The sequence below is a fragment of the Sphingobium sp. WCS2017Hpa-17 genome (genome assembly GCF_031843765.1).
Taxonomy (GTDB): domain Bacteria; phylum Pseudomonadota; class Alphaproteobacteria; order Sphingomonadales; family Sphingomonadaceae; genus Sphingobium.
Map to the genome: position 1 here is coordinate 31,792 of NZ_JAVTIV010000013.1, position 22,798 is coordinate 54,589.

Sequence of the window (22,798 nt, forward strand, 5' to 3'; positions counted from 1 at the left end):
AAGTCCCGCAGATGGGCCTGATGACAGCGCTGGTCAACCCTGCATTCGTATGAGATTTTTGCACCTGCGATGCCGCGCTCTGCAATCAATTGCAGTTCGTGCCCGTCGCGGGATCGGCTATAGCGCCGCCATGACAGAGAAAATCGGGCAGGATGGACGGGCGGTCATCATCGGGGCCGGCGCCGTGCTGGCGTCGCTGACGTCGGTTACGCTGGGTGCTGCGATAGCCAAAACCTTGTTTCCGCTGGTCGGCGCTTATGGCATCACCAGCTTGCGGGTCGGGCTGGGCGCGATCCTGCTGTTGCTGTTCCGCCGGCCATGGCGACGGGCAGTCCCGTCGGACCTGCGATGGTCCCTGCTGGCTTATGGTGCCGTGCTGGGGCTGATGAATATCCTCATCTATCAGGCATTCGCCCGTATTCCGATCGGCATTGCCATCGCGATCGAAGTGATCGGGCCGCTGGCCGTCGTTCTGTTCGGATCGCGCCGGCCGCGCGATTTCCTGTGGCTGGCGGCGGCGGTCGGCGGGTTGTTGCTGCTGTTGCCGTTGCGCAGCGATGCGGCGCTCGATCCGCTGGGGGTCGGCTTTGCCCTGGCGGCGGCGGCCTGCTGGGCCACCTATATCCTGACTGGCAAGCGCGTTTCCGGCGCATTGGGCGGGGATGCAGTCGCCTTGGGCATGGCGATTGCAGCGATCCTGATCCTGCCCGTGGGTGTCGCTCATTACACGGCGGCGCTGTTCAGCCCCCATGTGCTGACATTGGGCATAGCCATCGCGTTCCTGTCCAGCGCCTTGCCCTATTCGCTGGATATGGAGGCGATGCGGCGATTGCCGGCACCGGTGTTCGGCCTGATGGTCAGTTCCGCGCCGGCCGTGGGAGCTGTGATCGGCTTTGCCTTGCTGGGTGAGCGGCTGACCCTGCTTCAGTGGATCGCGATCCTGTGCATCATGTCGGCGTCGGGCGGCAGCGCGCTGACCGCCGGGCACAAGCCCACGATCGAGGATGCGCCACAATAAGGTCGCTTAACCGACCGTCGCCTTGCTGACATCCAGCATCTTGCCATCGGTGATGACCACCAGGTCGCCCACCTTCGTCACGCCGAACAGCTTTTCGGCGAAGTCTTTAGGGACGCCGATGCAGCCATGGGTAGCGTTGCCCCATTTGACGTCGCTGCCATGGATGAACACGCCGTCGCTGGTCAGCCGCTGGGCAAAGGGCATCGGCGCATTATTGTATGTGCGCGAATAATAGTCCGCGATCTTCTGCGTGATCGGGAAGGCGCCCTTCGGGCTGGGCTTGTCGGTGGCACCATAGAGGATGACGGCCGCGCCGATCTCATAGCCGTCGCGGAAGACCGACAATGTCTGCGCGCGCAGGTCGACGGTCACGATGATGCGGCCGGTCGACGGTGCGCCTTTTTCGTCCCAGGCGAAATCGCCATGGCGGAACGGCCCGTCGATCTTCAGCACCCGCTTCACACGCAGGGCATGGGGATCTACGGTCATGCCCTGATCGCTGCGCAATTCGGGGGGCTTGGCAGCGCTGGAATTGGGGGCAGGGGAAGCGGCGTTGGCGGCTTTTTCCGGCACGGGCGCTTCTGGCGCGGCCCTGCCTTCGAACGCCTGCCGGTCGACCGAGATGGCTACGACCAGCGCGGTCATCGCCACCACGCCGCCGATCGCCAGCTTCGGTCCGAACCGTTTCAGGAAACCCGCCATCTTCGTCCCATTGCCTCCATGTCAGCGGCAGCATAGGCGCAGAAGGTTAAATTCAGCCTTCCCGCGCCACTTCCGCCGCCGCGATCGCGGTCAGGTTCAGGATGCCGCGCGACGTCACGCCGGGCGTCAGCACATGGATCGGCTTGGTCAGGCCCATCAGCATCGGCCCGACCGTGGGCGAGCTGGAGGAGGCCGCCAGCGCAGTGAGCGTGATGTTGGCCGCGTCGAGATTCGGCATGACCAGCAGGTTGGCCGGCCCCTCGAACCGCGAATCGGGGATCAGGCGCTCACGCAAAGATTGGCTGAGTGCCGCATCGGCATGCATTTCGCCATCGACCGCCAGATCGGGCGCGGCATCGCGCACGATCTTGTAAGCCTTGCGCATCTTGCGCGCGCTGTCGGTGTGCGACGCCCCAAAATTGGAGTGGGACAGGATCGCGACGCGTGGCTTCAGACCGAAATGCTGGATCTCTGCCGACGCCGCCAGCGTCATTTCCGCAATCTGTTCGGGCGTCGGGTCCGGCACCATATGGGTGTCGGTGATGAACAAGGCGCCCGCGTCCAGGATCAGGCCCGACAGCGCATAGACGCGGCTATGATCCGGCGCCCGGTCGATGATGCGCAGCACATGTTCGACCTGGCCCCAATATTCGGAGCGTCCGCCGACCAGTGCGGCATCCACGCGGCCGGTCTGCAACAGCATGGCGGCAGTGATGGTCGGGCGGCGATAGACATGGCGCAATATTTCGTCGGCCGGCACGCCCCGGCGTGATGCGACCGCGCGATAGGCCTCGACCAGTTCGCCCATGACCAGATGGTCGGTTTCAGGATCGACGACATCGACGTCGCGGTCCAGTTCGAAGCCCAGACCCAGTTCGGGCAGCTTCTGTTCCAGGATGCGGCGGCGCGCGACGATGGTCGGGCGGGCAATGCCCTCGTCCAGCGCGTCGCGAATGGCGCGCAGCACCCGGTCATCCTCACCCTCGCCATAGGCGATGCGGGTCTGGCTGCCGCGCGCTGCTTCGAACACCGGCAGCATCAACTGGCCCGATCGCGTCGCCTGATGGGTCAGGCTGCGCTTATATTCGTCCAGGTCCAGCGTCTTCTTCGCGACGCCGCTGTCCATCGCGGCGCGGGCGACGGCGACAGCGATCTCGCCGATCAGGCGGGGATCGAAGGGCGTCGGGATGATATAGTCGGCGCCGAACACCAGCTTGCGGCCGCCATAAGCCTGCGCCACGCTGTCATGCGCGGGCATGCGGGCGAGGGCGGCGATCGCGTCCGCTGCGGCGACCTTCATCGCTTCGTTGATCTGCGTCGCGCCGCAATCCAGCGCGCCGCGGAAGATATAGGGGAAGCACAGGACGTTGTTGACCTGGTTGGGATAGTCCGACCGGCCGGTGGCGATGATCGCGTCGGGGCGCACTTCGCGGGCGGCTTCCGGGCGGATTTCCGGCTCCGGATTGGCGAGCGCGAAGATCAGCGGATTGGGCGCCATCAGCGGCAGCCATTCAGCCTTCAGCACGCCCGGTGCCGACAGGCCCAGGAACAGGTTCGCGCCCGGCAGCACGTCGGGCAGGGTGCGCGCATTGGTGGTGCGGGCATAGCGCGCCATGTTGGGCAACATGCCTTCGCGACCCGAATGGATGACGCCATCCTTGTCGGTCATCGTCACATTTTCGATCGGCAGGCCCATCGACACCAGCAAGTCGACGCAGGCGAGCGCAGCGGCACCGGCGCCCGACGTCACGAGCTTTGCGTCGGCCAGCGTCTTGCCCTGTAGCACCAGCGCGTTGCGCACGGCGGCGGCGACGACGATCGCGGTACCATGCTGGTCGTCATGGAAGACCGGAATGTTCATCCGTTCTTTCAGGCGACGCTCGATTTCGAAGCACTCAGGCGCCTTGATGTCTTCCAGATTGATGCCGCCGAAGGTCGGCTCCATCAGGGCAACGGCATCCACGAAAGCGTCCGCGTCGGTCGTGTCGATTTCGATGTCGAACACGTCGATGTCGGCGAATTTCTTGAAGAGGACGGCCTTGCCCTCCATCACCGGCTTCGACGCCAGCGCGCCGATCGCGCCCAGGCCCAGCACGGCCGTGCCGTTGGAGATGACGGCGACCAGATTGCCGCGCGCGGTATAGTCCATGGCCTTGGCCGGATCGGCAGCGATCTCGACGCAGGGCGCGGCCACGCCCGGCGAATAGGCCAGGGCAAGGTCGCGCTGGTTCACCATGCGCTTGGTCGGCTCGATGCGGAGCTTACCGGGCTGGGGATAGCGGTGATAGTCGAGGGCGGCGCGGCGGGTGTTATCGTCCATGGGCGCGGCCTTAGAGCCTCGGTTCCGCTAGGGCAAGACGGTCCGTTCCCAAGGCGGCATTGGGACATAAAGTGTAACAAGAAAATCGACGAAAGCGGTGATGCTGCGCGGCGGATTGGCCTGGGGCAGTTGCACCGCGAACAGGCCGACGTCGCGCGACCCTTCATAGGCGGGAAGAATTTGCTGCACGTCGCCGCGCAGCAAAGCCTCACTGATGTCCCATAAGGACCGCAGCGCAATGCCGCCGCCCGCCAGCGTCAGTTCGCGCACCAGTTCGCTGCTGTTGGTGCGGACATGGCTGCGCCCCTCGATGCTCACCGGTCCTTTCGGCCCGACCAGCCGCCAGGGCATCTGCCCTTCGGCGGCGAGCAGGCGGTGGGTCTTCAGGTCGGCGATCGTCTGCGGCGTGCCATGCTGCGCCAGATAGGCGGGTGCGGCGCAGAGGATGCGCCGGTTGGTCGCCAGCCGCCGTGCCGTCAGCCCCGGCCCCGGATCGGCGGTGATGCGGATGGCAAGGTCCGCGCGGCTCTCGATCAGGTCGGCGAAATCGTCCGACAGGTCGACCGTCAAATCGACCTTGGGATGCGTATCGATGAAGTGCTGGAGATAGGGGGCGAGGTGCATGCGTCCGAAGGAGGTCGGCGCGGTGATGCGCAGCGGCCCGCTCGCCATCGCCGATGCGCCCGACACGCGCCGCTCCGCCTCGTCCAGCGCGGCCAATATGCCGCGCAGGTCGGCATGGAGCCGTTCGCCCGCCGGAGTCAGCGCCAGCCGCCGCGTGGTGCGATGGACCAGCTTCGCGCCCAGCCGCTCCTCCAGCCGCGCCAGCCGTTTCGACATCATCGCGGGCGATATATGCAGCCGCCGCCCGGCCGCCGCCAACCCGCCCTCGTCAACGACGGTCACGAACAATTCATGGTCGGGGTCCATCATATTCGTTCACCAAAGGAATGACTGTCTTCGCATAATAGCGTCTACACGGCATAATGCGAAGGGATTATGAAGGGCGCAATCAAGGAGTGGATTCATGACCGACCGCATGATCGAAAAAGCTGGCCTTCAGGTTGCGCAGGAGCTGGCCGATTTCATTGACAGCCGCGCGCTGCCCGGCACCGGCATCGCGCCCGAGGCTTTCTGGGCCGGCGCCGCTGATGTCTTCGCCCGCTTTACGCCGGACAACGCCGCGCTGCTGCGTAAGCGCGACACGCTCCAGGCGCAGATCGACAGCTGGCACGAACAGCGCCGGGGCCAGCCGCATGACGCGGACGCCTATCAGGCTTATCTGCGCGAGATCGGCTATCTGGTCCCCGAACCCGGGCCCTTCACCATCGGCAGCGAAAATGTCGATGACGAGGTCGCGCGTCTGGCCGGCCCGCAACTGGTCGTCCCGATCCTCAATGCCCGCTTCCTGCTGAACGCCGCCAATGCGCGCTGGGGCAGCCTCTATGATGCGCTTTACGGCACTGACGCCATTCCCGGCACGGCGACGGGGAAGGGCTATGACGCCGCGCGCGGCGCGCAGGTCATTGCCTGGGCCAAGGCATTTCTGGACGACGCGATCCCGCTGGCGAACGGCAGTTGGGCAGATCTGTCGGGCGATGACATCATTCTCGCCGATCCGTCGCAGTGCATCGGCACCAGTGCGAAGGGCAAGCTGTTCCGCCATAATGGCCTGCATATCGAAGTCGTCTTCGACACGGCGCACCCGATCGGCGCGACCGATCCGGCCGGCATATCCGACGTCATTCTGGAGTCCGCGCTGACCGCCATTTGTGATCTGGAGGACTCCGTCGCCGCCGTCGATGCGCAGGACAAGGTTGCCGCCTATGCCAACTGGCTGGGGCTGATGCAGGGCGACCTGACCGAGACGTTCGAGAAGGGCGGGAGCCAAATGACCCGCGCGCTCAATCCTGACCGTAGCTACACCGCGCCGGACGGTAGCGCCTTCACCCTGCCGGGCCGCAGCCTGCTGTTCGTCCGCAATGTCGGCCATCTGATGAGCAATCCGGCCATCCGCCTGCCCAATGGGGACGAAGTCCCGGAAGGCATATTGGACGGCATCGTCACCAGCCTGATCGCGCTGCACGACCTGAAGCGGGAGGGCGGCAACAGCCGCGCGGGTAGCGTCTATATCGTCAAGCCCAAGATGCACGGGCCGCAGGAAGCCGGCTTCACCAATCGTTTGTTCGACGCGATCGAGGACATGTTGGGCATGACGCGCCATACGCTAAAGGTCGGCGTCATGGACGAGGAGCGCCGGACTTCGGCCAATCTCGCCGCCTGCATCGAAGCGGTGAAGGGTCGCATCGTCTTCATCAACACCGGCTTCCTCGACCGCACCGGGGACGAGATGCACACGTCGATGCAGGCTGGTCCGATGATCCGCAAGGGTGAGATGAAGAGCAGCGACTGGATCACCGCCTATGAGGACCGCAACGTCCAGATCGGCCTCGCCTGCGGCCTGTCGGGCCGCGCGCAGATCGGCAAGGGCATGTGGGCCGCGCCCGATCGCATGGCCGATATGCTGGAGCAGAAATCGGGCCATCCCAGGAGCGGAGCCAACACCGCCTGGGTGCCGTCGCCGACCGCCGCGACACTGCACGCGACCCATTATCATCGCATCGACGTCTTCGCCCGTCAGGAAGAGCGCAAGGCGGAGGGGATCGCCCCGCTGGACAAATTGCTGACCATTCCCATCGCGGTCGGTCGCAACTTCTCGGACGAGGAGATCGCGCAGGAACTGGACAATAATGCGCAGGGTATCCTCGGCTATGTCGTCCGCTGGGTCGATCAGGGCGTCGGTTGCTCCAAGGTGCCCGACATCCACGATATCGGCCTGATGGAGGATCGCGCGACGCTGCGCATTTCCTCGCAGCATATGGCCAACTGGCTGCTGCACGGCATCTGCACGGCGGATCAGGTCGACGCCGCGCTGGAGCGGATGGCCGCAAAGGTCGATGCGCAGAATGCGGGCGATCCGCTCTATCAGTCGATGAGCGGGCGTGAAGCGGAGAGCCTGGCCTATCAAGCCGCCCGTGCGCTGGTGTTCGAAGGCGTCGAGCAGCCCAGCGGCTATACCGAGCCTTTGCTCCACGCCTTCCGCGCGGAGCAGAAGGCGGAAGCGTTGGAAGACGCATAAGGTAAATTCACGACACTGTTCCCCGGCGGAAGCCGGGGTCCAGTTTTCGAAACGCCGCGCTTGACAACTCTGGACCCCGGCTTTGGACTCCGGCCTTCGCCGGGGAACAGCGCGATGCCTTGGCAATCCTCCCATGCTGCGTTACGCCCTGACCGTCGGGCAGCATGGGAGCCAACATGGCCATTATCGTCCATCATCTGAACAACAGCCGTTCGCAACGCATCCTCTGGCTGCTGGAGGAACTGGGCGAACCCTATGAAGTCCGCCGTTATGAACGCGACCGCAAGACAATGCGTGCGCCGGCATCGCTCCGCGCGATCCATCCGCTTGGCCGCTCCCCGGTGGTGGAGGTGGACGGTCATCGCCTGATAGAGACGGGCGCGGTCATGGATTATCTGGTCGCCCGGTCCGGCAATCGTTTCGGCCCGCCCGCCGATGCGCAGGGCGCTATCCTCTACCGCCAGTTCCTCCATTATGCCGAAGGGTCGATGATGCCGCCGCTGCTGGCGCTGCTCGTCGTCGGCAAGCTCGGCCTGCTCGGCCGCCCCGCGCGCCCGACGGTACAGCGCATGCTGGACGATCATCTCGACTGGCTGGAAAGCGAGCTGGCGATCCGGCCCTACTTTGCCGGTGACAGCTTCACCGCCGCCGACATGATGATGAGCTTTCCGCTGGAGGCGTCGCGCGCGCGGGGCGGCCTGGACAGCCGCCGCCCGCATCTGATCCGCTGGCTAGAGGAAATGCACGCGCGGCCCGCCTACGGGGCAGCGCTGGCCGCCGGCGGACCTTATGCCTATGCCTGACCCTATTGCCGCTTCAGCATGATGTTCAGCTTCCGCTCGAATGTGGCGGGATCGATTTCGAAATGGCGTTCGCCCTTTATGCTGGGATCGAAGCCGATCGGGCCTTCGCGGGGTAATATATAGCCGACCCGCTGCCTGCGGAAATTGCCGATGCGCGACTGGCATTCGGTGATGTAGTTCATCGCCATCACCCGGCATCCGGCGGGCGAAAAGATGCTGTTGTGCAGCGCGCTGGAAAACTCGCCGATCACATCGTCGGCCGACGCGAAGAGCGCGATCTGCTGTTCCAGCGTCAGATGTTCCGGGCTGATGCTTTCAAAGCCGTAATTGGCGGCGATATCCTGGAGCGCCTGGGCATTGGCCAGGATGCGATAGGACTGGACGCGCCGGTCCACGAAAATCCGCTTCCGTTCAGCCCCTTCCTGCCGATAGGGCGCCGTCAGCAATTCCAGTTCGTCATGGACGACATCGGAATAAACGAAGCGATTGCCCCAGCCGGGGATCAGCAGCCGGCGCACGGTCAGCACATCCTGTAGCGCCTTCGTTTCGACGCGGAAGTCGGGCAGCAGCAGGCTGATCCATTTCAGCGCATAGGACGGTGCATTGGACGGCAGGATGATCGGGATCGCCGCCAGCGACGGATCGTCCCGGTGCGCCGCGCGCATGACCAGCAGGCGCGGCATCACCTCCAGCAGGAAATGACCGTAAATGACGCAATTATAGTTCCAGACCGTCCAGGCGGTGTCGATCGTCCGCCGCTCGCCGTCGCCTTGCAGGAACTGGCCGGTATAGCTTTCATCGGCATATTTGCGGATGATGTAGCCGGGAAACAGCGCGTTCTTCATGTCTTCCGACAGGCTTTGAAGGACCGGCGGGATGCACGGACCGATCAGTTGGGCATCGTCGAAGGCCCAGATGCTCGCCGACGGCGCCTCCAGCTTCATCGCGTGATATTGCTCGATCGTATGGGTCAGTCCGTCATTCCACAGCATCGGCATGGGCGGAATTTGCCGGCTGCTGGGCCAAGTTTGAAAAAGCTGCTCCGCCATGCGGCCGTGACTCCGAATATTGCCGTTTGAGACATGCCCTCGCAGTCCCGGCGAAGGATGGCAAGGCTTGACATCGCGCAGGCCCGGCGGATTGCTTGGCGATTAGAGGCGCCGACTGTTGTGATCGCACGCCTGCTGCGTTAGCCATTTGGCCGACGCAGCCGGGGAAACCGCATGACCAAAACCTTCTATCATCCAGACCGCCGTACCCTGCTGCGCACTGCCGCTGCCGGCCTTGCCGCATCGCTGGTCAGTCCGCGCCTGTTCGCGCAGGAGAAAGCGGGCGAGGCGCTCAAATCCCTGACCGGCGGCGTCACGCCGATCGGCAAGGCGGAGCGCGCCGACCGCCTCGCCCGCGCGCAGGCGATGATGCAGGCGCAGGGCATCGACGCGCTGCTGGTCGAGCCGGGCGCCAGCCTCATCTATTATAGCGGCATCCGCTGGCATCGCAGCGAACGCCTGACCGCGCTGGTCATCCCGGCCAGCGGCACGCCTCTGGTCGTCTGCCCCTTTTTCGAGAAGCCCTCGATCGACGAATCGCTCGCCATTCCCGCAGAGGTCCGCGTCTGGCAGGAGCATGAAAGCCCCTATGCCCCGATCGCCGATTTCCTGACCGCGAAGGGGCTGGTCAGGGGGCGCATCGGCATCGAGGAAACGGTCCGCTATTTCGCGGTCGATGGCCTCAAGGCCGTGCTGCCCGCCGCAAGCCTTGTGAAAGACCCCGTCACCCGCGCCATCCGCATGCGCAAGACGGCGGCGGAAATCGCCCTGATGCAGACGGCCGCCGACGTCACCATGGCCGCCTATCGCTGGACTTACCCGCAAGTGAAGGCCGGCATGACCCCGGCTGACATCGGCGCGCTGATGAGCGCCGCGACCAAGCAACTGGGCGGGCAGGTTGAGTTCAACCTGATCCTGCTGGGCGAGGCCGCCGCCTATCCGCATGGCTCCGGCAAGCCGCAGGCGGTGCGCGCGGGCGAAGTGGTGCTGATGGACTGCGGCTGCACGGTAGAGGATTACCAGTCCGACATCAGCCGCACCTTCGTCCATGGCGCGGCCCCCAGCGCGCAGCAGCGCAAGGCCTGGAACGACGTGTCGCAGGGCCAGAAGATCGCCTTCGCCGCCGCGAAACTGGGCGCGGCCGCCGGTTCGGTCGATGACGCGGTGCGCGGCTGGTATGAGAAACAGGGCTATGGCCCCGGCTATGCGCTGCCCGGCCTGTCCCACCGCACCGGCCACGGCATCGGCATGGAAGGGCATGAACCGGTCAACCTGGTCCATGGCGAAACGACGACGCTGGACGTCGGCATGTGCTTTTCCAACGAACCGGGGCTGTATCTGCCCGGCGTTATGGGCGTTCGCATCGAGGATTGCTTCCATATGACGGCGCAGGGATCGCAATGGTTCTCGAAACCGCCGGTGTCGATTGAAGAGCCGATAACGTAGTACGGAACGGCTGAGAGATGATATTTTTTAGTTAGGAGGAAACGTGCAATTTCGATTAACTTATCAGGGGTTGGTTCTTTCAGAAACTAATAAAGGCCGTCTCCAAAATGCAAGGGCTACCGAAAAACAGAGAATTAGAAAAATTTTTCACAAGCAAATTCGTCGTTTGTGGGAGATAAATCCCTATCTTTCGAGCTTTGGTAAGCCTCTCAGTTCAGGTAAAATGCCCGGCCCCGGTACAGCAATATTTGGTCGTCCACACAACAATAATTCAATAAAATCGCTTTCGATCAAGCACGCATTGGGCAGTTATAATTTTGTTCCATTAGTTACACGAGATCTCGAAATTGGATGCGACATCCAAGTCCTATTTTTGCGAGATGATAGGGTTGGCGACGTTTTGCGCGCAGGCGATATAGACAATCGTCTCAAAACGCTTTTTGACGCTCTCACGATGCCTCAATCTCTCTCTCAGGTGGGAAGTTATGAAGAGCCCGAACCTGATGAAATGCCATTTTTTTGCCTTCTTGAAGATGACTCTCTTATAACTAAAGTTAATGTTGAAACGGACACTCTTCTTGAGCCTGTAAGTTCGATAGAAGGAGGGGCGGCGCGGGTTATTATTACGGTTCGTACAAATTTATTTAGAGTTTCATCTAAGAACATTGGTTTTGCATAAGATGATGTTCTTATTCCATGCCGGAATGAATGAACGTGAGCCATAAGAATATGCATTTCGGCAGCAGGTATCTCTCGGCACCTCACGACCAAATCCCCCGCTTGTGCGGCGGGCCGCTTCCCACTAAATCGCCCCCATGACCTCGACCAACGACATTCGCCGCTCTTTCCTCGACTATTTCGGGGCCAACGGCCACACCATCGTTCCGTCCGCGCCGCTGGTGCCGCACAACGACCCGACGCTGATGTTCGTGAACGCCGGCATGGTGCCGTTCAAGAATGTCTTCACGGGTCTGGAAACGCGCCCCTACAAGACTGCGACGTCGAGCCAGAAGTCGGTCCGCGCGGGTGGCAAGCATAACGACCTCGACAATGTCGGCTACACCGCGCGCCATCACACCTTCTTCGAAATGCTGGGCAATTTCAGCTTCGGCGACTATTTCAAGGAACAGGCGATCACCCATGCCTGGACCTTGCTGACCAAGGAATGGGGTCTGCCCGCCGAAAAGCTGACCGCGACCGTCTACCACACGGACGATGAGGCGTTCGACCTGTGGAAGAAGATTGCCGGCCTGCCCGATCACAAGATCATCCGCATCCCGACCAAGGATAATTTCTGGGCGATGGGCGATAGCGGTCCCTGCGGTCCCTGCTCGGAAATCTTCTACGACCATGGCGACCATATCTGGGGTGGCCCTCCCGGTTCGCCGGAAGAAGATGGCGACCGCTTCGTGGAAATCTGGAACCTCGTCTTCATGCAATATGAGCAGGAAGCGAACGAGATCGTTTCGGAACTGCCCAAGCCGTCGATCGACACCGGCATGGGGCTGGAGCGCATCGCGGCGGTGATGCAGGGCGTCCATAACAATTATGACACCGACACGTTCAAGGCGCTGATCGAGGATTCGGCCGCACTGACCAAGACCGCCACCGATGGCGAGTTTCAGGCCAGCCATCGCGTCATCGCGGACCATCTGCGCTCGACCAGCTTCCTGATCGCGGACGGCGTGCTGCCCGCCAATGAAGGCCGCGGCTATGTGCTGCGCCGGATCATGCGCCGCGCCATGCGTCACGCGCATATCATCGGGGCGAAAGACCCGCTGATGTATCGTCTGGTGTCGAGCCTCGTTTCGGAAATGGGCGGCGCTTTCCCCGAACTGGTCCGCGCCCAGCCGCTGATCGAGGAAACCCTGCTGCGCGAGGAAACCCGGTTCCGCAAGACGCTGGAAAACGGCCTGCGCCTGCTGGACGAAGCGACCGCCGATTTGGGCGAAGGGGCGACCCTGCCGGGCGAAACCGCGTTCAAGCTCTACGACACCTATGGCTTCCCCTATGACCTGACCGAGGATGCGCTGCGCACTCAAGGGCTGTTGGTCGACCGCGCTGGCTTCGATGCCGCCATGGCCGAACAAAAGGCCGCCGCGCGCGCCGCCTGGAAGGGATCGGGCGAAAAGGCGTCGGACGAAATCTGGTATGATATAGCCGAAACGCTCGGCAGCACCGAGTTCGTTGGGTATGCCTCTACCAAGGGTGAAGGCGAAGTGCTGGCCATCGTCAAGGACGGCGTGCGTGTGGATAGCACCACCGTTGGTGACAGCGTGGCGATCATCACCAACCAGACTCCCTTTTATGGCGAAAGCGGTGGCCAGAATGGCGACGCCGGCACGATCAGTTCGCTGGGCGGCCTGTCCGCAGATGTGGCGGATACGTCGAAGCCTTTGGGCCGTTTGCACGCGCATCAGGCGACGATCAGCGCCGGCAGCGTCAAGGTCGGCGATACGGTCAACCTCGTCGTAGACGTCGAGCGTCGCGACCGCATCCGCGCCAACCATAGCGCCACCCATCTGCTGCACGCCGCGCTCCGCAAGGAACTGGGCGGGCATGTTACGCAGAAGGGTAGCATGGTCGCGGCGGAGCGCCTGCGCTTCGACTTCTCGCACCCCGAAGCCCTGACCCATGCGCAGATCGCGAAGGTCGAGGCCGATGTGAACGCGCAGATCCGCCATAATGAGGAGGTCACGACCCGCCTCATGACCCCTGACGATGCCATCGCGGCCGGTGCCATGGCGTTGTTCGGCGAGAAATATGGCGACGAAGTGCGCGTCCTGTCCATGGGCCTGCCGGGCGAACCGGGCGGCAACAGCTATTCGGTCGAACTGTGCGGTGGCACCCATGTCCGCGCGACCGGTGATATCGCCCTGTTCAAGATCGTGGCGGAAAGCGCCGTCTCCTCGGGCGTTCGACGGATCGAAGCGCTGACCGGCGAAGCCGCGCGTCTGTGGCTGATCGACCGCGACGACAAGCTGCGCCAGACCGCTGCTGCGCTCAAGACCTCGCCCGACGACGTGCCCGCACGCATCGCCGCGCTGGTCGAGCAGAGCCGCAAGCTGGAACGCGAACTGGCCGACGCCAAGAAGGCACTGGCCCTTGGCGGTGGCGGGTCCGCACAGGCGGCCGGGCCGGAAAAGGTCGGCGCTATCGATTTCCTCGGTCAGGTCATCGACGGCCTCGATCCCAAGGAATTGCGCGGTATCGTGGACGGCAACAAGAAGACGTTGGGCAGCGGGGTGTCCGCCGTGCTGGCCGTGGTCGACGGCCGCGCGACCATTGCCGTGGGCGTCACCGACGACCTGACCGGCACGTTCAGCGCCGTCGATCTGGTCCGCGCCGGCGTGGAAGCGCTGGGCGGGAAGGGCGGCGGCGGCCGTCCCGACATGGCGCAGGGCGGTGGCCCCGACGGCGACAAGGCACAGGCGGCCATTGACGCGGTCAAGGCTGCGCTCGCCAGCGTGCCGGCCTGAATGGAGCGGGGTGGCGTCACTACATGACGCCGTCCATCGGCATGCGTCGCCTGTTGCTGACATCGTTGCTGCTGGCGGCACCGCTCGCTGCGCAGGCCGCCGAACCGGTGGTCGTCACCTCGCCGCAACCGCTGCCAGCCAGCCATGACCGCGCCCGCCTGTTTCTGGGCGGCAGCATCGACATGGGCAAGGCGACCGACTGGCAGCGCGACATGATCGCGGCGCTGGCCGATGCGCGCGTGGCTATCCTCAATCCGCGCCGGCCCGACTGGAACCCGGCGTGGAAGCCGGAAGCGAGCGACCCGAATTTCCGGCAACAGGTGGAATGGGAACTGGCCGCGCTCGACAGCGCGGATATCATCATCCTCTACTTCGCACCGGGATCGCAAAGCCCGGTCAGTCTGCTTGAAATGGGGCTGCATGCCCGATCGGGAAAACTCATCATCTTCTGCCCGGACGGCTATTGGCGGAAGGGCAATGTCGATATTACGGCCGGGCATTATGGCGCGAAGCAGGTTTCGTCCTTCGACGCGCTGTTGCACGAAGTCCGCGCGCGTATCGCGACGGTCAACCGCGCGCTCGACTGATCGCGCCTTTCTCATCAGTACCAGCTTGGGCTAAAGGCCTATCATGGCCATCGATCTTCCCGCGCTCCTGACTGACATCACCGCCGCCATGGCCGCTGCCGACGATCGCGGTACGGTTGCCAGCTACATTCCCGAACTGGCGAAGGTCGATCCGGCCCAATTCGGCATCGCCATCGCGACGGCGGACGGACGGATGCTGACCGGGGGCGACGCGGACACCGGCTTTTCGATCCAGTCCATATCGAAGGTCTTCGCCCTGACGCTCGCGCTGGGCAAGGTCGGCGACCAGCTATGGGACCGGGTGGGGCGGGAGCCTTCCGGCAACGCCTTCAATTCCATCACGCAGTTGGAACGGGAGGAGGGGATTCCGCGCAACCCCTTCATCAATGCAGGCGCCATCGTCGTGTCCGACGTGAATCTCGGTGGCCATCAACCGCGCGTGGCGATCGGCGAAATGCTGCGCTTCATGCGCTATCTGACCGGTGACGACAGCATCGCCATCAACGAGGATGTTGCCGCATCCGAAACCGCGACCGGCTTCCGCAACATGGCGCTCGCCAACTATATGCGCGCGTTCAACAATGTCAGGCATCCGGTCGATCTGGTGCTGGGCAGCTATTTTCATCAATGCGCGATCGAGATGAATTGCCGCCAACTGGCGCTTGCCGGCCGCTACCTGATGCTGGACGGGCGACATCCCGACGGGGGCAGGGTGGTGTCGCCCAGCCGGGCACGGCGCATCAATGCGCTGATGCTGACCTGCGGCCATTATGATGCGTCGGGCGACTTCGCCTTTCGCGTGGGCATCCCCGGCAAATCGGGCGTGGGCGGCGGCATCCTGGCCATTGTTCCCGGCCGTGCCTCAATCGCGGTCTGGTCGCCCGGCCTCAACGACAGCGGCAACAGTCAGCTTGGCACGCAGGCGCTGGAAATGCTGGCGCGGCGCACCGGCTGGTCGGTATTTAGTCCGCCCGAAGAGGGGGATTAGGGTACTTCGTCTGCGCGTAACCGCCGCAATTTCGGCGCGGTTTCCATCTGCGCGGCTTCCTTGATCCCGACGCGCAGATCCTCGCGGGTCTGGTGGATCGACGCGATCACTGGCCCCATCGCTACGCCCAGATCGACCAGCGCCGTCTCCGCCAGTTGCAGCGAGCTTTCCAGCGTCTCGGGCACGGCATCGCTGGCTCCGGCCTTGTAGAGTTGCGCGGCATGATCGGTGTCACGGGCGCGGGCAATGATCGGCAGGTCGGGCACCCAGCCCCGCACCCGCTTGGTTACGCGCACCGACAGCACCGGATCGTCCATCGTCAGGATCAGCGCGCGGGCATGGCCCAGACGCAGCCGGTCCAGCATCTCCGCGCGCGCGACGTCGCCGAACAGGATCGGATAGCCCAGTCGCCGCGCCTCCGCGACGACATCCGGGTCCGATTCGACGACAATGAAGCGCTGCTTGTGGGTCTTGAGCAGGTCGCACACCATGCGCCCCACCCGACCGAAGCCGATAATGACGGCCGCTGCTTCGGTATGTTCCTCGGTCGTTTCGACCGTTTCCTCCCCCAGCGCCGTTTCCAGCCGGCGGGCGATGTCATGGCCGATCCGCGCCAGCAGCGGTGTGATGGTGAGGCCGATGGCGGTCACGATTTGCCAGAAGGCGGCGGTGGAGGGGAGGATCAGTTGCGCGGCGGCAGCGGCCGACAGCACGATCAGCGTGGTTTCCGACGGGCTGGACATCAGCACGCCGACCTCCAGCGCCACGCCCTTGCGCGCGCCGGAAATGTAAAGCAGTGCCCCTGTCACCAGCGTCTTGGCCAGCACTACGCCGACCACTGCCAGCATCAGGCTGGGCCAGTTGGCCAGAATGACGCGAATGTCCAGGCTCATGCCCACGGTGATCAGGAACACGCCCAGCGCCAGCCCCTTGAACGGGGCAGTCATCACCTCGACCTCGCTATGATAATCGGTTTCGGCGATCAGCAGGCCGGCGAGCAGAGCGCCCACGATCGGCGACAGGCCGGCGATCGATGTCGCCAGGCTGGATATGATGACCACCAGCAGGCTGGCCGCCAGAAACACTTCCGGGCTCTTGGTCCGCGCTGCCTGGCTGAACACATGGGGCAGGATGACGCGGCCGAGCACCAGCATGACGGCGATGGTGATGCCGCCTTTCATCAGCGTGTTGGCCATTTCGCCCCAGGCGCCGTCCGGGCTGGCCGCGACGGACGGGGCAAGGGCGCCCAGCATGAAGATGATCGGGACCAGCGCCAGATCCTCGAACAGCAGCATGGAGAAGGCCGCGCGACCGACTGCGCTTTGCGTGCCGACCATCGGCAACACGACGGCGGTGGAGGAGAGGGCAAGCGCCAGCCCCAGTCCGATCGCGCCGGCATAGGGCTGGCCCAGGAAATAGAGGCCCATAGCGATGAGCAGCGCGCCGCCGATCAGTTCCGCCGCGCCGACCCCGAACACCTGCGTACGCATGGTCCATAATCGCCGGAAACTCAGCTCCAGCCCGATGGAAAAGAGCAATAAGATGACGCCCAGTTCCGCGAACGGCTCGATCGCCTCTCTATTGGAAATGGTGACATGATAGAGCCAGGGATATTGGCCCACCAGCGACCCCAGACCCGCCGGGCCGACCGCCAGGCCGACCAGAATGAAGCCGATTACCGGACTGATCCGAAAACGGGCAAATCCCGGAATGACGAGTCCCGCCGCCCCCAGGATGACGAGGGAGTCGCTGAAGCTGTTGGGATTGATTGCGCCGGCCATGAAACCATCATTGCGGCAACTGGCCGCAATAGCCAGTGTTTTGACAGGAAAAAACCTGTCATCTTTGCTGGTGCGGACGATGGGACTTGAACCCATATTCCCAGGGGGAGGCGGATTTTAAGTCCGCTGCGTCTACCGATTTCGCCACGTCCGCATGACAGAATAGCCACGCCGCGTCTCAGTGGCGGCTGGCGCGCGGCAGGTCAAGGGCGATCGCGCAATGGCGCGATCGTCTTCCGTTTTCGACAGATTGGCTGACTCAGGCGTCCTTGCCGTTCAGCCGTTCACGCATTTCCTTGCCCGGCTTGAAATAGGGTACGCGCTTGGCGTCCACCGGGACCTGCTCGCCGGTGCGCGGATTGCGCCCGGTGCGGGCATCGCGTGCGCGGGTGGTGAATGCGCCAAAGCCGCGCAATTCGACACGACCGCCCGTGGACAGGCGGTCGACAATCTCCCGGAAGAAAAGATCGACGATCTTTTCCACTTCCGGCAAACTCAGGCCGGGATTTTCCTCGGCCAGTTTCTGGATCAGTTCCGAACGGATCATTGGATCTCCAGCGCCCCTCTGCTGTGCCCCTGCGCTGTTATAGATAATCTGCAAGGCGTTGACAATCGGCGAACAAGGGGATCGTTACGTTTCCAAAAGGATGATGCGATCACGGCCATGAAAAAGCCCGCCGGACGATGGTCCGGCGGGCTTTTCTGTCACTTGGAAAGCGAAAGGGCTTAGCCTTCGCTCTTCGCCTTGAGCGCTTCGCCCAGGATGTCGCCCAGCGACGCGCCGCTGTCGGACGAGCCGTACTGCGCAACCGCCTGCTTCTCTTCGGCGATCTGCATCGCCTTGACCGAGAAGGTCGGCTTCTTGGCGCGGTCGAAACCGGTCACCATGGCGTCGAACTTCTGGCCAACCTGGAAGCGTTCCGGACGCTGTTCGTCGCGGTCGCGGCCCAGGTCGCTGCGCTTGATGAAGCCGGCAGCGCCGTCTTCGCCAGCCTGGACTTCCAGGCCGCCGTCGCGCACTTCCAGAACGGTCACGGTGACGATCGCGTTCTTGTTGAGGCCGGCAGCCGCCGCAGCGGTGCCACCAGCGGCCGGGCCGCCACGCTCAAGCTGCTTCATGCCGAGGCTGATGCGCTCCTTCTCGACGTCGATGTCGAGAACGACGGCCTGAACCGACTCGCCCTTGCGATGCAGCGCCAGCGCGTCTTCGCCCGAAATGCCCCATGCGATGTCCGACATGTGGACCATGCCGTCGACGTCGCCGTCCAGGCCGATGAACAGACCGAATTCGGTCGCGTTCTTGACTTCGCCTTCGACGGTCGAACCGATCGGGTGACGTTCGGCGAACGAATCCCACGGGTTCGACTGGGCCTGCTTGAGGCCGAGCGAGATGCGGCGCTTCTCGGGATCGACTTCGAGGACCAGAACTTCGACTTCCTGGCTGGTCGAAACGATCTTGCCGGGGTGGACGTTCTTCTTGGTCCACGACATTTCCGAAACGTGGACCAGACCTTCGATGCCCGGCTCCAGCTCGACGAACGCACCATATTCGGTGATGTTCGTGACGCGGCCCGACAGCTTGGCGCCGATCGGATATTTGGCGGCGGCGCCTTCCCACGGATCGCTTTCCAGCTGCTTCATGCCGAGGCTGATGCGCTGGGTGTCGCGGTTGATGCGGATGATCTGAACACGGACGGTGTCGCCGATGTTGATCATCTCGTTGGGGTGGTTGATGCGCTTGTACGACAGGTCGGTGACGTGCAGCAGGCCATCAATGCCGCCTAGGTCAACGAACGCACCATAGTCGGTGATGTTCTTGACGACGCCTTCGATGATCTGGCCTTCGGCCAGCGTCTGGATGAGGCCCGAACGCTGTTCGGCGCGGGTTTCTTCCAGAATGGCGCGACGCGACACGACGATGTTGCCACGGCGACGATCCATCTTCAGGATCTGGAAGGGCTGCGGAATGTCCATCAGCGGGGTGACGTCGCGCACGGGGCGGATGTCGACCTGCGAACCGGGCAGGAACGCCACGGCGCCGTCGAGGTCGACGGTGAAGCCACCCTTGACGCGGCCAAAGATGACGCCTTCGACGCGGGCGCTCTCGGTGAATTCGCTTTCCAGCTTGTCCCAGGCGGCTTCGCGGCGAGCGCGGTCACGCGACAGCATGGCTTCGCCATGGGCGTTTTCGACGCGGTCGACATAGACTTCGACTTCGTCGCCGACCTTCAGGTCAGCCTTCTGGCCCGGCGCAGCGAATTCGCGCAGCGGCACGCGGCCTTCCGACTTCAGGCCTACGTCGATGACGGCCAGGTCGTTTTCGATGGCGGTAACGGTGCCCTTGACGACGCGGCCTTCAAAGCCGCCGTCTTCACCACCGAGAGAATCATTGAGAAGCGCGGCGAAATCGTCGCGCGAGGGGAATGCCGTAGAGGCCATGGTTGGTCCTTCACTCATCATTGCTGGCCAATCGGTTGTGTCCGATGGTCTTTGGCCAAACCACGCGCAGGACCGAATATCCGGCGCGTATCCAATGGGTTACGGCCGTGAAACGCGCAGGCGAGATAAGCGAAAAGGGCGCCCGGAAACTCCGCGCGCCTTGTCGGGTCATCCCTCAGGGGCGACCTTCAAGCTGGGCGTCCACAAGCGCGATGGCCCGCTGGACGGCCGCGTCTATAGTCAAATCGCTCGTATCTAGCAAGTCCGCGCCCTGGGCCACCTTCAGCGGTGCATGATCGCGGCTCATGTCGCGGGTGTCACGCGCCTGAATGTCGGCGATCAGACTGTCCATGTCGGGATGGCCGCCTTGGGCCTGTGCGTCCTTGAAGCGGCGTTCGGCGCGGACATGGACGCTGGCGGTGACGAAGATCTTCGCGTCGGCATCGGGCGCGATAACCGTACCGATATCGCGCCCGTCCAGGATCGCGCCACCCGGTTGGGTGGCGAAGTCGCGCTGCCGCTTGACCAGTGCGTCGCGCACGCTCTGATGCACCGACACGCGAGAGGCGAGGCTGCCCACCGCTTCGCTGCGCAGCGCGGGATCGGCCAGGGTCGCGTCATCGAAACCGGCGGCGGCCAATGCGTCGCCCTCATGATCCGGATCGCCGCCCGCCTTCAGCACGGACAGGCCGACCGCACGATAGAGCAGCCCAGTGTCCAGAACGGGAAGGCCGTAATGCCGGCCCAGCGCCTTGGCGATGGTGCCCTTGCCGGATGCGGCGGGGCCGTCGACGGCGATGATCATGCAATCGCTCCCAGAGACTGGAGGAGGGGAAGGAAGGTCGGGAAGCTGGTAGCGACCGGGCGCATGTCGTCAATGGTGACGCCATCCTTGGACACCAGCCCGGCGATGGCGAAGCTCATCGCGATGCGGTGGTCCAGCCTGGTGGCGATCGGTCCGCCACCAAGCAGCGGCGCGCCGCCGCTACCCTCGATGATGATGCCGTCTTCCAGTTCCTCCACGCTCACGCCGATCGCGCGCAGCCCTTGCGCCATGGTGGCGATCCGATCCGATTCCTTGACGCGAAGTTCCTCAAGACCGCGGAAGATGCTGCGCCCTTCGGCAAAAGCTGCGGCGATGAAGGCGACGGGGTATTCGTCGATCATGCTGGGCGCGCGCGCCGGGTCTGGCTCCACGCCCTTCAGCGCCGACGCGGTGACGATCAGGTCGCCGACCGGCTCGCCGCCCACTTCGCGGGCGTTGACCACCTCGATCGATCCGCCCATTTCGCGCAGCAGGTCGATCAGGCCGGCGCGCGTGCCATTCAGGCCCACATTCGCGATCATGACCTGCGATCCCGACACCAGCAGCGCCGCGACCATCGGGAAAGCGGCGGAGGACGGGTCGCCCGGCACCACGATATTCTGCGGTTTCAGTTCCGCTTCGCCGACCAGCGTGATGATGCGCGTGCCGTCCGCCTGCACCTCGACCTTGAGGTCAGCGCCGAATCCCTTGAGCATGCGCTCGCTATGGTCGCGGGTCGGGATCGGCTCGACCACGCGGGTGATGCCCGGCGTGTTGAGACCGGCCAGCAGGATCGCCGACTTCACCTGCGCCGACGCGACGGGCAGGGTATAGTCCAGCGGTACGGCAGGGCAGGCGCCCTTCATCGTCAGTGGCAGACGATCACCGGGGCTGGTCGTGAAGCTGGCGCCGATGCGGGACAGAGGTTCGGTCACGCGCGCCATCGGCCGCTTGCTCAGCGATGCGTCGCCCACGAAGGTCGCGGTCAGGTCATGGCTGGCGAGCAGGCCCATCAGCAGGCGGGTCGACGTGCCGCTATTGCCCATGTCCAGCGCGGTTTCGGGCTGGAGCAGGCCGCCGACGCCCACGCCATGGATATGCCACACGCCATCCTCGTCGCGCTCGATCGTTGCGCCCATGGAACGCATGGCTGCCGCCGTAGCCAACACATCCTCGCCCTCCAGCAGGCCCTCGACCCGGCTTTCGCCCACGGCCAGCGCCGACAGCATCAGCGAGCGGTGGGAAATGCTTTTGTCGCCCGGCACGGTGACGCTGCCCGCCAAAGCTGGCGCGGCGGAGAAGGTGCGGGGGATGGCTTGATCGTCATGCTGGGTCACGGGGTATCCATTGTGTTGGAACCGAAAAAATGCGAGCGGCTTTTGACAGCGCGATCCCGCTATGGCAAGGCGCCCGACGTTTCGCGGGCAACCTGTGCGTTGCGCCGCGTGATTTCTGTTTGAAGCATCGAAGAAGGAACAGGCCGGACATGGTGAAGGCTGAATGGGGCACGAAGCGGACCTGCCCGAAATGCGCGACTCGCTTCTACGACCTGGGCAAGGACGATCCGGTAACCTGCATCAATTGCGGCAGCGCCTGGGAACCGGAACCGGTGCTGAAGTCGAAGCAGCCGCTTCCTTATGAAGAAGCGCCCAAGAAGGTGATCGAAACCGCTGACGGTGAGTTGGAAGCGGCGGACGACGATCTGGACATCGACGTCGATGACGACGGCGATTCGCCGGATAATGACGTCGATCTGGGCGGCGATGACGACCTGGGCGTCGACGCTGGCGGCGATGACGACAACGACGATAATTAAATGAAATTTCTGCTTGCCAACGGGGTCACACGACCCTAGAGGCAGCGACCTCCGAGGCGCCGGACCCAAGCGGCGCCTCACTGGTACGGGGCCTTAGCTCAGCTGGGAGAGCGCCTGCATGGCATGCAGGAGGTCAGCGGTTCGATCCCGCTAGGCTCCACCAATTTTTCGGGATCAGAAAATGTCCAGGGGACATTTTCCCGAAAAATTCCCGAACGCAAGTGAGGGGGGAAGACGAGAAGTTATCCCTGACTTCGCGTTAGACATAAGACCGACGGCAGTGCCGGACATGGTCTGACCATGATGTGACGGCAACGCTGCACAGGATGGGGCCTTAGCTCAGCTGGGAGAGCGCCTGCATGGCATGCAGGAGGTCAGCGGTTCGATCCCGCTAGGCTCCACCAACTTTCTTCAAATTCCATATGT

18 protein-coding genes and 3 tRNA genes are annotated in these 22,798 nt (G+C 63.7%); 11 read left to right on the forward strand and 10 right to left on the reverse strand.

Annotated elements, in window-relative coordinates:
• Positions 1 to 130: 130 nt before the first annotated feature.
• Positions 131 to 1,018 carry an EamA family transporter gene (locus tag RQH62_RS16785; RefSeq protein ID WP_311269875.1) on the forward strand — a complete coding sequence of 296 codons (888 nt, stop codon included), beginning with the start codon at positions 131 to 133 and terminating at the stop codon, positions 1,016 to 1,018.
• A gap of 6 nt (positions 1,019 to 1,024) precedes the next feature.
• On the opposite strand, the gene RQH62_RS16790 is transcribed toward RQH62_RS16785, so the two are convergent.
• Genes RQH62_RS16790 through RQH62_RS16800 form a run of 3 tightly spaced genes read right to left on the reverse strand, consistent with a single transcriptional unit; the run spans position 1,025 to position 4,973 of the window.
• Positions 1,025 to 1,720 (reverse strand): L,D-transpeptidase family protein, encoded by a 696-nt coding sequence (locus RQH62_RS16790; protein WP_311269876.1) that lies wholly within the window; start codon positions 1,718 to 1,720, stop codon positions 1,025 to 1,027.
• Between the two features lie 52 nt (positions 1,721 to 1,772).
• Positions 1,773 to 4,040, reverse strand: a complete 2,268-nt coding sequence (locus tag RQH62_RS16795; RefSeq protein ID WP_311269877.1) for an NADP-dependent malic enzyme — start codon at positions 4,038 to 4,040, stop codon at positions 1,773 to 1,775.
• Between the two features lie 27 nt (positions 4,041 to 4,067).
• Positions 4,068 to 4,973 carry a LysR family transcriptional regulator gene (locus RQH62_RS16800; protein ID WP_311269878.1) on the reverse strand — a complete coding sequence of 302 codons (906 nt, stop codon included), beginning with the start codon at positions 4,971 to 4,973 and terminating at the stop codon, positions 4,068 to 4,070.
• Positions 4,974 to 5,067: 94 nt separating this feature from the next.
• Here RQH62_RS16800 and RQH62_RS16805 point away from each other — a divergent pair, with 94 nt between their 5' ends.
• Together RQH62_RS16805 and RQH62_RS16810 are read left to right on the forward strand one after the other, a co-directional pair.
• Positions 5,068 to 7,179, forward strand: a complete 2,112-nt coding sequence (locus RQH62_RS16805; protein ID WP_311269879.1) for a malate synthase G — start codon at positions 5,068 to 5,070, stop codon at positions 7,177 to 7,179.
• A 176-nt stretch (positions 7,180 to 7,355) separates the two neighbouring features.
• On the forward strand, positions 7,356 to 7,982 hold the full coding sequence (locus tag RQH62_RS16810; RefSeq protein ID WP_311269880.1) for a glutathione S-transferase: 627 nt from the start codon (positions 7,356 to 7,358) through the stop codon (positions 7,980 to 7,982).
• A 2-nt stretch (positions 7,983 to 7,984) separates the two neighbouring features.
• On the opposite strand, the gene RQH62_RS16815 is transcribed toward RQH62_RS16810, so the two are convergent.
• Positions 7,985 to 8,980: a glycosyltransferase 61 family protein gene (locus tag RQH62_RS16815; RefSeq protein ID WP_311269881.1), complete on the reverse strand. Its 996-nt coding sequence runs from the start codon at positions 8,978 to 8,980 to the stop codon at positions 7,985 to 7,987.
• Between the two features lie 225 nt (positions 8,981 to 9,205).
• Between RQH62_RS16815 and RQH62_RS16820 the strand changes: the two genes are divergently transcribed.
• The 5 genes from RQH62_RS16820 to RQH62_RS16840 all read left to right on the forward strand — a co-directional run bounded on the left by RQH62_RS16820 (position 9,206) and on the right by RQH62_RS16840 (position 15,531).
• Complete coding sequence (locus RQH62_RS16820) at positions 9,206 to 10,477, forward strand: Xaa-Pro peptidase family protein (RefSeq protein WP_311269882.1); 1,272 nt, start codon at positions 9,206 to 9,208, stop codon at positions 10,475 to 10,477.
• A 43-nt stretch (positions 10,478 to 10,520) separates the two neighbouring features.
• A complete protein-coding gene (locus tag RQH62_RS16825) occupies positions 10,521 to 11,156 on the forward strand; it encodes a hypothetical protein (protein WP_311269883.1) in 636 nt (211 codons plus the stop codon).
• Between the two features lie 136 nt (positions 11,157 to 11,292).
• Entirely contained in the window at positions 11,293 to 13,956 is a 2,664-nt protein-coding gene (gene alaS / locus RQH62_RS16830; RefSeq protein ID WP_311269884.1) for an alanine--tRNA ligase, read from the forward strand.
• A gap of 23 nt (positions 13,957 to 13,979) precedes the next feature.
• The gene (locus RQH62_RS16835) at positions 13,980 to 14,543 is read left to right on the forward strand and encodes a nucleoside 2-deoxyribosyltransferase domain-containing protein (protein WP_311269885.1); all 564 of its coding nucleotides are present in this window, start codon (positions 13,980 to 13,982) and stop codon (positions 14,541 to 14,543) included.
• A 43-nt stretch (positions 14,544 to 14,586) separates the two neighbouring features.
• Positions 14,587 to 15,531, forward strand: coding sequence for a glutaminase (locus RQH62_RS16840; protein ID WP_311269886.1), 945 nt, complete (start codon positions 14,587 to 14,589; stop codon positions 15,529 to 15,531).
• On the opposite strand, the gene RQH62_RS16845 is transcribed toward RQH62_RS16840, so the two are convergent.
• The 6 genes from RQH62_RS16845 to aroA form a co-directional block, all read right to left on the reverse strand.
• Positions 15,528 to 17,312, reverse strand: a complete 1,785-nt coding sequence (locus RQH62_RS16845; protein WP_311269887.1) for a cation:proton antiporter — start codon at positions 17,310 to 17,312, stop codon at positions 15,528 to 15,530. The two genes, RQH62_RS16840 and RQH62_RS16845, sit on opposite strands and share 4 nt — an antisense overlap.
• 68 nt (positions 17,313 to 17,380) lie before the next feature.
• A tRNA-Leu gene (locus RQH62_RS16850) sits at positions 17,381 to 17,466 on the reverse strand.
• A gap of 105 nt (positions 17,467 to 17,571) precedes the next feature.
• Positions 17,572 to 17,859 carry an integration host factor subunit beta gene (gene ihfB, locus RQH62_RS16855; protein WP_120249753.1) on the reverse strand — a complete coding sequence of 96 codons (288 nt, stop codon included), beginning with the start codon at positions 17,857 to 17,859 and terminating at the stop codon, positions 17,572 to 17,574.
• A 179-nt stretch (positions 17,860 to 18,038) separates the two neighbouring features.
• Positions 18,039 to 19,751, reverse strand: a complete 1,713-nt coding sequence (gene rpsA, locus RQH62_RS16860; RefSeq protein ID WP_311269888.1) for a 30S ribosomal protein S1 — start codon at positions 19,749 to 19,751, stop codon at positions 18,039 to 18,041.
• A 175-nt stretch (positions 19,752 to 19,926) separates the two neighbouring features.
• Positions 19,927 to 20,556, reverse strand: a complete 630-nt coding sequence (cmk, locus tag RQH62_RS16865; RefSeq protein WP_311269889.1) for a (d)CMP kinase — start codon at positions 20,554 to 20,556, stop codon at positions 19,927 to 19,929.
• Entirely contained in the window at positions 20,553 to 21,893 is a 1,341-nt protein-coding gene (gene aroA, locus RQH62_RS16870) for a 3-phosphoshikimate 1-carboxyvinyltransferase (protein ID WP_311269890.1), read from the reverse strand. The genes cmk and aroA overlap by 4 nt, the downstream gene beginning before the upstream one ends.
• 149 nt (positions 21,894 to 22,042) lie before the next feature.
• Between aroA and RQH62_RS16875 the strand changes: the two genes are divergently transcribed.
• The 3 genes from RQH62_RS16875 (at position 22,043) to RQH62_RS16885 (ending at position 22,776) form a co-directional block, all read left to right on the forward strand.
• Positions 22,043 to 22,372, forward strand: a complete 330-nt coding sequence (locus RQH62_RS16875) for a TIGR02300 family protein (protein ID WP_311269891.1) — start codon at positions 22,043 to 22,045, stop codon at positions 22,370 to 22,372.
• A gap of 87 nt (positions 22,373 to 22,459) precedes the next feature.
• A tRNA-Ala gene (locus tag RQH62_RS16880) sits at positions 22,460 to 22,535 on the forward strand.
• Between the two features lie 165 nt (positions 22,536 to 22,700).
• Positions 22,701 to 22,776, forward strand: a tRNA-Ala gene (locus RQH62_RS16885).
• Positions 22,777 to 22,798 lie beyond the last annotated feature (22 nt).

What these genes read in the sequence shown, in the direction of transcription:
- RQH62_RS16820 (WP_311269882.1), top strand. Translation starts at nt 9,206, where the DNA reads ATGACCAAAACCTTCTATCATCCAGACCGCCGTACCCTGCTGCGCACT.
- RQH62_RS16875 (WP_311269891.1), top strand. Translation starts at nt 22,043, where the DNA reads ATGGTGAAGGCTGAATGGGGCACGAAGCGGACCTGCCCGAAATGCGCG.
- RQH62_RS16845 (WP_311269887.1), bottom strand. Translation starts at nt 17,312, where the DNA reads ATGGCCGGCGCAATCAATCCCAACAGCTTCAGCGACTCCCTCGTCATC.
- RQH62_RS16815 (WP_311269881.1), bottom strand. Translation starts at nt 8,980, where the DNA reads ATGCCGATGCTGTGGAATGACGGACTGACCCATACGATCGAGCAATAT.
- rpsA (WP_311269888.1), bottom strand. Translation starts at nt 19,751, where the DNA reads ATGGCCTCTACGGCATTCCCCTCGCGCGACGATTTCGCCGCGCTTCTC.
- RQH62_RS16805 (WP_311269879.1), top strand. Translation starts at nt 5,068, where the DNA reads ATGACCGACCGCATGATCGAAAAAGCTGGCCTTCAGGTTGCGCAGGAG.
- RQH62_RS16810 (WP_311269880.1), top strand. Translation starts at nt 7,356, where the DNA reads ATGGCCATTATCGTCCATCATCTGAACAACAGCCGTTCGCAACGCATC.
- RQH62_RS16790 (WP_311269876.1), bottom strand. Translation starts at nt 1,720, where the DNA reads ATGGCGGGTTTCCTGAAACGGTTCGGACCGAAGCTGGCGATCGGCGGC.
- RQH62_RS16840 (WP_311269886.1), top strand. Translation starts at nt 14,587, where the DNA reads ATGGCCATCGATCTTCCCGCGCTCCTGACTGACATCACCGCCGCCATG.
- alaS (WP_311269884.1), top strand. Translation starts at nt 11,293, where the DNA reads ATGACCTCGACCAACGACATTCGCCGCTCTTTCCTCGACTATTTCGGG.
- RQH62_RS16795 (WP_311269877.1), bottom strand. Translation starts at nt 4,040, where the DNA reads ATGGACGATAACACCCGCCGCGCCGCCCTCGACTATCACCGCTATCCC.
- RQH62_RS16785 (WP_311269875.1), top strand. Translation starts at nt 131, where the DNA reads ATGACAGAGAAAATCGGGCAGGATGGACGGGCGGTCATCATCGGGGCC.
- ihfB (WP_120249753.1), bottom strand. Translation starts at nt 17,859, where the DNA reads ATGATCCGTTCGGAACTGATCCAGAAACTGGCCGAGGAAAATCCCGGC.
- RQH62_RS16835 (WP_311269885.1), top strand. Translation starts at nt 13,980, where the DNA reads ATGACGCCGTCCATCGGCATGCGTCGCCTGTTGCTGACATCGTTGCTG.
- cmk (WP_311269889.1), bottom strand. Translation starts at nt 20,556, where the DNA reads ATGATCATCGCCGTCGACGGCCCCGCCGCATCCGGCAAGGGCACCATC.
- RQH62_RS16800 (WP_311269878.1), bottom strand. Translation starts at nt 4,973, where the DNA reads ATGATGGACCCCGACCATGAATTGTTCGTGACCGTCGTTGACGAGGGC.